Annotated in this window: 8 protein-coding genes; 7 read left to right on the forward strand and 1 reads right to left on the reverse strand. The window is 34.1% G+C overall.

Going from position 1 to position 12,164, the window contains the following annotated elements:
• Nucleotides 1-3 precede the first annotated feature (3 nt).
• From G580_RS0107445 to G580_RS0107475, 7 genes are all read left to right on the forward strand, one after another.
• Entirely contained in the window at nt 4-783 is a 780-nt protein-coding gene (locus G580_RS0107445; protein ID WP_028841647.1) for a sugar phosphate isomerase/epimerase family protein, read from the forward strand.
• Nucleotides 758-1,954: a lytic transglycosylase domain-containing protein gene (locus tag G580_RS11080; protein WP_051173240.1), complete on the forward strand. Its 1,197-nt coding sequence runs from the start codon at nt 758-760 to the stop codon at nt 1,952-1,954. Before G580_RS0107445 ends, G580_RS11080 begins: the two co-directional genes overlap by 26 nt.
• A gap of 81 nt (nt 1,955-2,035) precedes the next feature.
• Entirely contained in the window at nt 2,036-4,117 is a 2,082-nt protein-coding gene (locus tag G580_RS0107455) for an STT3 domain-containing protein (RefSeq protein WP_028841648.1), read from the forward strand.
• A 15-nt stretch (nt 4,118-4,132) separates the two neighbouring features.
• Complete coding sequence (locus G580_RS0107460) at nt 4,133-4,474, forward strand: cupin domain-containing protein (protein ID WP_028841649.1); 342 nt, start codon at nt 4,133-4,135, stop codon at nt 4,472-4,474.
• A 12-nt stretch (nt 4,475-4,486) separates the two neighbouring features.
• Nucleotides 4,487-5,374: an acetylglutamate kinase gene (gene argB / locus G580_RS0107465; RefSeq protein ID WP_028841650.1), complete on the forward strand. Its 888-nt coding sequence runs from the start codon at nt 4,487-4,489 to the stop codon at nt 5,372-5,374.
• Nucleotides 5,375-5,425: 51 nt separating this feature from the next.
• Nucleotides 5,426-8,074, forward strand: a complete 2,649-nt coding sequence (locus G580_RS0107470; protein ID WP_028841651.1) for a valine--tRNA ligase — start codon at nt 5,426-5,428, stop codon at nt 8,072-8,074.
• A gap of 11 nt (nt 8,075-8,085) precedes the next feature.
• Nucleotides 8,086-8,439, forward strand: coding sequence for a PilZ domain-containing protein (locus G580_RS0107475; RefSeq protein WP_028841652.1), 354 nt, complete (start codon nt 8,086-8,088; stop codon nt 8,437-8,439).
• On the opposite strand, the gene G580_RS0107480 is transcribed toward G580_RS0107475, so the two are convergent.
• Entirely contained in the window at nt 8,390-11,842 is a 3,453-nt protein-coding gene (locus G580_RS0107480; protein WP_028841653.1) for an AAA family ATPase, read from the reverse strand. The two genes, G580_RS0107475 and G580_RS0107480, sit on opposite strands and share 50 nt — an antisense overlap.
• Nucleotides 11,843-12,164 lie beyond the last annotated feature (322 nt).

The following is a 12,164-nucleotide window of genomic DNA, read 5'->3' on the forward strand; positions in this document are numbered from 1 at the left end:
AAAATGAGACCGTTGGTTTTTGTTTCCATTCCTTTTAACCTTTTAAAAGAAAAGTATCTTTCTTTGGTTTTAGAGAATAGAATAAACGTTGAGGTATCTTTAAATGCTTTTTCTTTAGATAGTTATTCTTATCATACCTTTAAAGAGGTTGCTAACCTGATTAAGAAAGAAGGGATTTTGACCACTGTTCATCTACCGTTTATAGACCTTTCTATAGGGTCTGTTGACCTATGGATAAGAGAAGTGAGCATAAAAAGGATCTTTCTTGCCTTTGAAAGGGCCTCTCTTTTCCAACCTTTAAACCTTGTACTCCATTCTGGTTACTCCTATAATTACCACGAATTAAAAGAAGAATGGCGTTCTATATTTATAGAAAATTTAAACAAATTGCTGGAGTTTATCCAAGAAGAAAGGTTGTCTCTATCTTTAGAAAATGTTTATGAACCTACTCCTGAGTTTATGTTACCTATTTTTGAAGCTTTTTCTGGAAAAGTTGGTTGGTGTTTTGACCCAGCCCATGGAAGGGTGTTTTCTAAAAAAGACGAGCTTAACTGGTTAGATATCCTCTATCCATATCTGAAGGAAATTCATTGCCATGATAACTTAGGGGAAGAAGACGACCATTTAGCCTTAGGGAAAGGGGTATTGAAGTTTAACGCCATTTTCAAGTTTTTAAAAGAGAAAAAGATAGTACCAATCTTGACTTCAGAAGCTCACAACGAGGAAGATACCTATTTAAACTTGAAGGTTCTAAGTGATGAATGGCGGAATTTACAAGAATAAAAGATTTAGTATAGTGATTAAGTGGTTTTTAACCATAGGTTTAACGATTTTTCTTGGGTTAAGCTGGGATTTACCTGCTTTTTCTCAAAATATCAATCCACAAGACGAAGAGGTTTATGAGGTTTTAGAAGAACTTCCTCCTAAGGTTATCAAAAATTTACCTCAAGACATAAACGATCAAGTAGCTTATTTTATAAAGTATTTTACCAAGGATAGAAGGGAAGTTACAGAAAGGTGGCTTAAACGTTGTACTCCGTATCTTCCTTATTTTAAGACTATCTTTAGAGAGTATGGAGTTCCTGAGGATCTGGTTTATCTTGCTTTTATAGAAAGTGGTTGTAATCCCTTTGCGATTTCAAGGGCAGGAGCGGTTGGAATCTGGCAATTTATGGAAAAAACCGGTAGATCTTACAGATTAAAAATAGACTACTGGGTAGATGAGCGAAAAGATTTTATCAGGTCTACCCATGCGGCAGCGCTTTACTTAAAAAGACTTTATGCCATCTTTGGAGACTGGAGGCCTGCAGTAGCAAGTTATAACCTTGGAGAAGGTAGGCTTTTAAGGATTTTAAGGGCTAAAAACTTTATAGATTATTGGCAATTATTAAACTCAGGTAGCCTCCCTTTAGAGACAGCGGCTTATCTCCCTCAGTGGATGGCTATTACCTTTATAATTAAAAATCCCCAAAAATACGGATTTCAACCCTTAGAGCCTAAGGCTTTGGAATATGAAGAGATGGAGGTTAACGGAGGGGTTGACCTTAAGGTTTTTGCTGTAGCTGGTAGGATAAACTATGACCTGCTTTTGAGGATGAATGCAGAGCTTAGAAGACAAATAACACCACCAGGCAAACCTTATCTACTCAAAGTTCCCCAAGGTAAAAAAAAGGAAATACAGGATAATCTAAACCGTCTACAATTAAAGTTGATAGAAAAGACAACCTCTGATGGGACTTTTTATATAGTAACTTTTGCTAATGCTGAATTGTCAGAAGATGATTTAATTTTAGAAAACTCAGCTCAAAATCAATCTTTGACTGGCTCTAAAAACAAACAATCTCGAAAAGTTTCCAAGAAATCTAAAAACATCAAATCTTCTAAAAAGGATTCCAAGAAAAAGAAAAAGGCCAAATCTACCTCTCAAAATACCAAAAAATCGAAAAAAAGATGATATAAACAAACAAGTTCTTGTTTTTCACAAATTTTTTAATATAATTTTTATAAGTTTGTCAGTTTATATTGAGGGGTTAAAATGGACAAATTTTTAAAAATTTACTATCCTTTTTTGTTGTTGCTTATCGTTATTTTTTGGGGACTTTACATAAGGTTTGAAGACAATAATTTTTGGCACTCTAATCAAGCCCTTTTTTATTACAAAGACAGGCCTATTTACAGCGAATATGATTCTTTCTATTTTGCAAGGTTAGCTGAAGACATCAAACAGGGGGTTTTTAGAGCCGGAGAGATAGACCACTATCGAATATTTCCAGATAATTCCTCTTCTGCCAAACTGGACGAAAAGAGTGTATTTTATACTAAATATCAGGTACCTGGTGTTTTTATTAGTGTGATCTGGGCTTATCTTTCCAAATGGTTTAACCTTTCTCTTGAGACCCTCACTTTTTATCTAATCCCAATTTTAGCCGTTTCGGTAGTGCTCCCACTTTTCTTCTATTTTAAAGACCTTGGATGTGCTTATGCAGGTTTACTCGGGGGGTTGGTAGCCGTTGCCTCTCCTATGTACTGGGGAAGGACCAATCTTATGAGGTTGGATCAGGATGTTCTAAATCTTACTTTACCTTTTTTAGCAGCTTATTTTTTTTATAAATTCTTCATATCTGCTAAAAACAGGTCAAAGTACTTATGGATTAGCCTTGCCTCTCTGGTGGTTCTTTTCTATTTCCTTTGGTATGGTCATCCTAATTTGTGTTTTGTGTTGATTTTGACGTTTTTGATAAGATATCTGTGGGATAAGAAATTACGATTTACTAAGGAAGATTATCTTTATTTAGTCATCCTAATTGTTCCTCAGATATGGTACATATACGAAGGCCCTTATCATCTTTTTATACAGGTAAAAACCCTTGTTTTTAACCTCAAAACCACCACCAGCGCAGAACAACTTTTTAAAGATTTTCCTAATGTTTTTATGTCTATCTCTGAGTTGCAGAGGGAAAGCTTTGATAAGGTTCTTGAAACAGCAGTTTATAGTCCTGTGTTAGGGATTTTAGGAATTTTAGGGGTAATTCTATGCTTTGGTTATCATTTTAAAAACTTATTGTTTTTGCTTCCTTTCTTAGGGATTGGGTTTTTATCTTTTGTATCAGGGGCAAGATTTATCATGTATCTCTCGCCTTTTATAGGGATTGGGATAGGTTTTTTGGTACATTTTCTTTTTGAAAAAGCCCTTGGGTATTTAGACCTTTTTAAGCAAAAGGAAAAACAGGTTATTATAGTAAACCTTATAGGAAGTTTGTTTTTAGGTTTGGTATTTCTTGTACAGAAACCAGTAATAAGTTGGGCAAGCTATCCTAAGGTTTTTAGCCCTATCGTAAAAGACATGGATTATCTAAAACAAAGAACTCCTCAAGGTTCGGCTATATGGACTTGGTGGGACTATGGTTATGCTTTTCAGTATTATTCAAGAAGACCTACCTTTCATGACGGAGGTTCACAGGCTTCTCCTAAAACCTATTTTATTGCAAGAAGCTTTACTACCAGCGACCCAAAAGAAGCTTGGTTTATTACTTCTTTTATTACCAACTATGGGTTAAAAGGGATTGCCGAAGAATTAAAAAAAGGGATATCAGCCAAAGAACTGGTTAAAAAGGTTCAAGAAGGATACTTTAGTAAAGACATAAAACATCCGGTTTATTGGGTTTTTACCGTAGACTTGATACCAAAATTTGCCTGGATTCATTATTTTGGCAGCTATGATTTTGATAAAAAACAGGGAATTCATGAAAACATCATAGCCCCTGAAAAATGCTCTATGACCACAGCCAACGTGCTTGATTGCCAGGACATAGGCGCTAAATTAGACCTAAATGTAGGAGTTGTTACTGCCGGTAACCAGAGCATTCCCATTAAAAAGTTGGTGGTAAAAGACCCTAAAGGAATGATAGAAAAGAAATTTTTTGAAAATGGAGTGATAGTTGAGATAGTAAAGTTTAAAGAGAATCACGCCGCCCTTTTTATCCTTAATCCTATGTTAGCTGAAACTTTATTTAATAAGATGTATCTTCTTAGAAGTTATGATCCTACTTATTTTGAGTTGGTGTTAGATGATTTTCCTCATATGGTAGTTTATAGAGTAAAAGAAAAAATACAGTAATGAAGGAGGAGGCATATGGGAGTTAAAATAAACATAGCTGATGTTGAAATGAAATCTCATCCTAAGTTTGAAGGGGTAAAAATAGGTTTTGTGGTTACCAAAGACGTATGTTGTGAAGCAAGTATAACCATTCTTGAAATTCCTGGTGAAACAGAACTTCCTATACATACCCACGAAAAAGAGGTTGACACCATCTTTGTGCTTCAAGGAGAAGGAGAAATTTTTATTAACGGAAAGTGGGAACCTATCAAGGCCGGAGATATCGTAACCATACTTCCTAAAGAGGAGCATGGTTTAAAGGTAAAAGGAGAAGTTCCTATGAGATGTTACATTATTCATGCCCCTGCTCTTTGGTAAGGAGTTTCTACTATGGAGATATTAGAAAAGGCAAAAATACTTATTTCGGCTTTACCTTATTTTAGAGAGTTTTATAAAAAGATCATGGTTATTAAATATGGTGGTCATGCCATGGTAGATTCATCTCTTAAACAAAACTTTGCCCAGGACGTTGCTTTGATGAAGTATGTAGGAATTTGTCCTGTGATAGTTCATGGAGGAGGACCTCAGATTAATCAAGTTATGGAACGGATGGGGTTGAAACCTGTTTTTATAGAAGGACAAAGGGTTACCGATGAAGAGACCATGAATGTGGTTGAGATGGTGCTGGTAGGGACGGTGAATAAAAACATCGTGAGTTTGTTAAACCGAGCTGGAGTAAAGGCAGTAGGACTTTCTGGAAGAGACGGAGAGCTTATCGTTGCAGAAAAAATGAAGGTTTATAAATACAGAGGGGAAGATAGACCTCCAGAAATCATAGACATAGGAAGGGTAGGGAAAGTAAAAGAGGTTAATCCTCAGGTCCTTTTTACTTTGATAGAAAAAGATTTCATTCCGGTTATTGCTCCAGTAGGAATAGGACCAGACGGAGAGGCTTATAACATAAACGCAGACTTAGTAGCAGGAGCCTTGGCTGTTGCGCTTAAAGCTGAAAAATTGGTCTATCTTTCTGATGTAGAAGGAGTTAAGGATGAAAAAGGTGACTTAATTTCTACATTAACCATAAAAGATATAGACCGATTGATAGAGACCGGTATCGCTAAAGGGGGTATGATCCCTAAGTTAAAGAGTGCCAAAAAGGCTTTAGCAGGAGGAGTAAAAAAAGTACATATCATAGACGGAAGAGTCCCTCATAGCTTAATCATAGAACTTTTTACTGACGAAGGGGTAGGCACTCAGGTAATTTCTACAGAACAATAGTAGTTAGGTTGGCAAGATTATAGGAGAAAACGATAAAAGGAGGGAAGAGCTTTGAGTGAGTTGATCCTCGACAAAAGTTATGAACCTAAAAAAGTAGAAGACAAATGGTATAAAGTATGGGAAGAGAAAGGATATTTTGAACCATCTTTTGACAAAAATAAACCAAAATTTTCTATAGTTATCCCTCCTCCAAACGTAACAGGGGTTTTGCATATAGGTCATGCCTTAAACAACACCATACAGGATGTGTTAGCACGTTATAAAAGGATGGACGGATACGATGTTTTATGGATCCCAGGAACTGATCATGCAGGAATAGCTACCCAAAACGTGGTAGAAAAAGAAATCGCTAAAGAAGGTTTGACCAGACAAGCCTTAGGAAGGGAGAAATTTATAGAAAGGGTTTGGCAATGGAAAGAAAGATGTGGCAACATCATCATAGACCAGTTGAAAAAATTAGGGGCAAGTTGTAGTTGGTCATACCAAAGGTTTACAATGGACGAAGGCCTTTCGAGGGCAGTTAAAGAGGTTTTTGTAAACCTTTGGAAAGAAGGTCTTATCTATCGAGGGGATTATATCATAAATTGGTGCCCTCGTTGTGGCACTGCTCTTGCTGATTTAGAGGTAGAGATGAGAGAAACTCAGGGAAAACTCTGGTACTTGAAGTATCCTTTAGAAGATGGTAGAGGTTTTGTGGTGGTAGCTACTACCAGACCTGAGACCATGCTGGGTGATACCGCTGTTGCTGTAAATCCCGAAGATGAAAGATATAAGGCTTTAATAGGTAAGTTTTTGGTTCTTCCTTTGATAGGAAGAAAAATACCGATAATAGCAGACAAGTCAGTAGACCCTGAGTTTGGAACAGGAGCAGTAAAGGTTACCCCAGCCCATGATTTTGCAGATTTTGAAATGGCTAAAAGACATAACCTACCATTAGTAAAAGTAATAGGTGAAGATGGTTTTATGACAGAAGAAGCTGGGCCTTATAAGGGACTGGAAAGATATGAGGCGAGAAAAAAGGTATTAGAGGATTTAAAAACTCAGGGATTTCTTGAAAAAGAGGAAGATTATAAGCTTATACTAGGACACTGTTATAGATGTGATACGGTAATAGAGCCTTTGGTTTCTAAACAGTGGTTTGTGGTTACCAAACCTTTGGCTCAGCCTGCTATAGCAGCTGTAGAGTACGGGTTTATAAAGTTTATACCAGAAAACTGGACGAATCTTTATTTTGATTGGATGAGAAACATAAGAGATTGGTGTATCTCTCGTCAAATATGGTGGGGACATCGTATACCTGTGTGGTATTGTAAAGACTGTGGGGAAACCATCGTCAGTAAGGAAGAAGTGGTAGAAAGATGTCCTGTTTGTAATTCTGAAAAGGTTTATCAAGATGAAGATGTGCTTGATACCTGGTTTTCTTCAGCTCTCTGGCCTTTTTCTACGATGGGATGGCCTGAAAAAACGGAAACTTTAACCACCTTTTATCCTACCTCTGTCTTGGTTACCAGCTTTGATATCATTTTCTTTTGGGTAGCTCGTATGATCATGATGGGAATTCATTTTATGGGTCAGATACCCTTCCAAAAAGTTTACATACATGCTTTGGTGAGAGATGAAAAAGGTCAAAAGATGAGTAAAAGCAGGGGTAATGTGATAGACCCCTTGTTAATGATAGAAAAATATGGGTCAGATGCCCTAAGGTTTACCCTGATAGCCCTTGCTGCTCAAGGTAGGGATATAAAGCTTTCTGAGGCGAGGATTGAGGGGTTTAAACACTTTATCAACAAGATATGGAACGCAAGTAGGTTTGTTCTTATGAACATTGAACCAGAATCCGCTGAAGTAGAAATAGCACCAGCCAAACTACCTTTGTGGCATAGATGGATACTTTCTGAACTTCAGAGAACGGTTAAAAAGGTCAGAGAAAAACTGGAAGAATTTGAGTTTGATCAGGCAGCTATGGAGGTTTATCACTTTTTCTGGGGTAAATTTTGTGATTGGTTTTTAGAAGTAGCCAAGGTTTACCTTAAGAAAGAAGAAACTAAACTTCAAACACAAAAAGTATTGTTAGAGGTTTTAACCACCTGTTTAAAATTACTGCATCCTTTTATTCCCTTTGTTACTGAAGAGATTTGGGCTTACTTGCCAAAAAAGGATACAGAACATATAATAAAAACTAATTACCCTGTTTTTAAAGAACATTTGTTAGATGAGTTGGCAGAAGAAAAAGTTCAATTTTTACAGGAGTTAACCATTGGTATAAGAAATATTAAAGCAGAATATGGTCTTACGGCTAAGACAGATCTAAAAGTTTTTTATCATTGTTCTGAAGATCAATATTTAAATCTTCTATCTCAAGAAAACGAGGTAATAGAGTTTTTGGCTAAAGTAAAGAAAATTGAGGGAGTAAAACAACATACTAAAAATAAAGGAGAAGTATCTTATATTTTATCTAAGGGAGAAGTTTTAATAAACTTAGAAAACCTTATAGATTTAGAAAAAGAGGTACAAAGGTTAACCAAAGAAAAGGAAAAACTTGAGTCTAAGCTAAAACAAATAGAAAAAAAACTTAGCAATCAGGAATTTTTAGAAAAAGCACCTAAGGAGGTGGTAGAAAAAGAAAAAGGAGCTTATCAAGAGTTTAAGGATAGACTAAAAGTAATTTTGCGTTACATAGAAGACCTTCAAAAAAATTAAAAGAGTTTTTTATGTATGAAAGAGATAAAAGATATTATACCCGCTATAGGATTCGTTTGGAGGGCAAGGTTGCTACAGAGAAAGGGCAGGTTTTTCAGGTAGAGATTTTAGATTTAAGCATAGAAGGTGCTCGACTAAAAACCGAAAGAGATATACCTTTGTATGAAGGAGATATTATCAATTTATTGATAAAATGGAAAAATTCTATCAAATGTAAAGCAGAAATTAGGTGGGTAAAAACCGAAAGGTTTAACACCGAATTTGGGGTAAAATTTATCGAAATGCCTATGAAAGATAGAGAAACTTTAACTTCTCTTATCTCTGAGCATGCTTTAACCAATCTTCTTGATACCTATCTTCGTTAACCCTTTCAAATGGTTTTATGATAAACACCTTAGAGATTCCTTTTTCTTCCATGGTTACCCCTAAAAGGGTATCTACTTCTTTCATCACATTAGGATTATGGGTTACAAGGATAATCTGAGAATTTTTCTTTATAAGATTTAATAACCTGATGAATTTAAGAGAATTTTTTTCGTCAAGTGGTGCATCCACCTCGTCAAAAATACAGAAAGGTCCTGGTTTTACCAGATGAAAAGCTATCAAAATTGCCAATACACATAGAGCTTTTTCCCCTCCAGAAAGCATATTTAGATGTTTTATGTTTTTTCCTGGTATTTTCACTTGAAAATCAAGTCCCGCGGTTAAAAGGTCATCTCCATTAAAGATAAGTTGAGCATCTCCTCCCTTAAAAATCAGGGAAAAAATTTCAGAGAGCTTTTGGTTTACTTCTTGTAAAGTCGTTTGGATTTTTTCCTTAGAAAGCTGTTTTAGATTTTCAAGAATTTCTTGAAGTTTTGCGATTCCTTTTTCTAAATCTTTTTTTTGATTAAGGAGTTGATGGTATCTTTCAGAAATTCCTTCAAATTCTCTGATACTCGCTAAATTTATCTCTTGAAAATTTTTCAAAACTTCTTTTAACTCTTGAATTTCTTTTTCTAAAAGATTTAAATCTATTTTATTATCCAGTTCTTCGTTTTCAAGAGAAAAAGGATCAAACTCTACTCCGTCTAAGGCTTGCTTTAGATTTTTTAACAGAAGTTTTTTCTCAGTAAGCCTTATTTCTAAGTTATAGATTTGGGTTTCTAAGGCTTTAATCTCCTTTTCTTTTTGTTTTTTTTGTTGCTCTAAAGAGCGTAAGTTTTTTTCCACTTCAATTTTTTGTTGATTAACTTTCTCTAAATCCTTTTTTAGACCTTCTATCTCTTTTAAATAAAAATCTTTTTTTTCTCTGACCTCTTTCAACCTATCTTTTATATGTAGGAGTTGTTGTTGAAGAAGGTCTATAGAATTTTGATATGTTTTTAGATTATTTTTTAGTTTTTCAGCCTGTTTTTGGATCTCTGTTTTTCTTTGTAAAAGGCTATCTTTTTTGGTTTTTATTTGGATTGTTTCTTGTAGAAGTTTGTTTAAAGAAGTTTCTATGTCTTTAATTTGTCTTTCTAAACCAGTTATTTCTGCCTTGTTCTTTTGATAGATTTCTTTATTTTGTTCTAATTCATTTTTAACGAGATGGAAATAGTTTTCAATTTTCTCTTTTTCCTGGTTAAGTCTATTAATCTCTTGATTGATTTGATTCAGTCTTTCTTTAACATTGCTTTCTTTTTCTTCAATTTTTACCCATGAAAGTTGAAAATTTTGTTTCTGTTTTTGTATGTTTTCTATTTCAGCTTTTAGTTTTCTTATTTCGTTTAAAAATTGATTGCGTTTGGTTTGATAAGAAGATAACCTTTCTTTTAGGTTTTGTTCCTCCAATGTTAAGGTTTTAAGTCTATCTTCAACCTGTATTTTTGCTTGGGAAAGTTCTTCTAATTCCTTTTGAAGACGAATCTTACCTTCATTTTTTTTCTTTAAAACATAAATAAACCCAAATGGAGTAAAAAGTAAACCTTCTTTTTTAACGTAAATAAAACGAGGATTTTTGGCATAACTTTCTAAAAGTGCCTCTGTAAGTTCTCCATCTTTTTCTATCTCAAAAAAACTTATAAACTTTGGATTTTTAAGGAAAAGAACTGTATTTTCTTTTACATGCCCTGAAATTGTTTTGATAGAAGGCAATCCTTCTATCAAAATCGCGTTTAGGTCTTCTCTAAAAACTATTTCTAATAAGTCCAAATCTTCTTTTTCTTTTATCGTCAGAAAATTTGTCAAAAAATCAATTTTAAATGGTAAATTTTTGAAAAACTTTTTATCTTTGTTAGGCAATAACTTGTTGATTAATAAAATTTTTTCTTCTATAGATTTTTTTTCTCCCTTCAGGTTTTCGACAGCAAGTTTTAGCTGGTTGGATTCTTGTATGAGTTTTTCTATTTCTTTAGATAGAAGTTCCTCTTCGTTGGTTAATTTTTTTAGTTTTTGCTCTTTTTCATCGATAAAGTTATCCCATAAAGAGTTTTCTTTTTCTAATTTTTCTTTTTCTGATTTCAAATCTTGATAGAATTTTTGAGCAGATTCTTTTTTTCTGGTTAAGTTTTGAATTTCTCTCTCAAGAAGGTGCTTTTTTTCGTTAAATTTTTCTACCTCTTTTTGTAACCTGAAGAAAATTTCTTCTTTTGTTTTAAATTGAGATATTTTTTCTTCATACAGTTTTTTAAGTGTTTCTTTTTGGGTTTTGAGTTTTTCTAATTGAGTTTTTAATTTTTCTGCCTGGTCTTTTAGTTTGTTTAGGGTTTCTTCTATGTTATAAGTTTCTCTCTCTAAGGCTTCTAACTGACTTTTTTCAGTTTCTTCTTTTACTTTTTCTTTGTCAATCCTATGCACAAGGTCTCTTTCTTCTCTTAGTAGGTTGCCAAACCTCCCTTCCCAGTCTTTATAGATTTTTTCTTTACTTTCAATCTCTTCTTTCAAGCTTCTTATGGTATTTTCTAAACCTAAAAGTTTTTGAGTAAGAACGTGCTCTTCGGTTTCTAAAACTTCTATTTGTTTTTCCGTTTGAGAGATTTCTTCTTTTAAACCTAAGATGTTAGTTTCTATTTCCTTCTTTTCTTGATGGTTTTTTTTCCAAAGATAAAGGTTTTTTTCTACTATTAGTTTTTCTAACCTTTGTTTAAGGTTAAGGTATTGTTTGGCTTCTTCAGCTTGTTTTTTAAGATGATGATATTGATTTTCTACCTCTTTTAACACATCGTTTAATCTGATTAGATTTTCTTCAGTAAGTTTTAGGTTTTTTTTGGTTTCTTCTTCGGTGATTTTAAACTTAGAAACCCCTGCCAAGTCTTCTAAAAATATTCTTCTTTCTTTAGGGGAAAGTTCTATAAATTTAGATACTTCTCCTTGGTCTATGATACTATACGATTGGGTGTTGATACCTAATTCTAAAAACAAAAACTGGATGTCTTTAAGTCGGCAAGGGTTTTGATTAATGAAAAATTCACTTTCTCCGTTTCGGTAAAAACGTCTGGTAATGACTACCTCCGGAAAATCTTTGTATTTTTCCCATACCGGAGGGTCATGGTTTATGGTCATCCTTACTTCGGCAAAATCCACCTTTTTCTTGGCTTCGTTTCCTGCGAAGATAAGGTCTGAGAGCTCCTTAACCCTGAGTTTTTTAGGACTTTGTTCCCCTAAGACCCATTTAATCGCATCAAGGACGTTGCTTTTACCAGCTCCGTTTGGACCTACTATTCCTGTAATTCCTGGTGAAAATGGAATAGTAACTTTGTAGGGAAAGGATTTAAACCCGTAGATTTCTATTTTTTTTAGAAACACAGATGTATTATATCATCGATTTAAGAAATTGCATCATCTATCTTGATTGATTCATTAGTTTTTCTGCTTAAATGTTTACAAAATTTTCAAGAAAGAGTAGGGAGTAGAATATAAATTGTGTCTTTTAATAAAATATTTTAGAGGCATAATAAAAATTTTTAATATTTTTTAAATTAATGATAACATAAAACCTAAAAGACTAAACTAACCAGGAGGTCTGTAAAATGGAAAACTTAGACTTAGATTTAGAAAAAGTTTTAAGTGAAATCTCAAAAATTGAATCAAAAGAGGGTATCAAAATGGCTGCTGCACTCCTCTTAAA

The sequence above is a fragment of the Thermodesulfobacterium hveragerdense DSM 12571 genome (genome assembly GCF_000423845.1).
GTDB classification, from domain to species: Bacteria; Desulfobacterota; Thermodesulfobacteria; order Thermodesulfobacteriales; family Thermodesulfobacteriaceae; genus Thermodesulfobacterium; species Thermodesulfobacterium hveragerdense.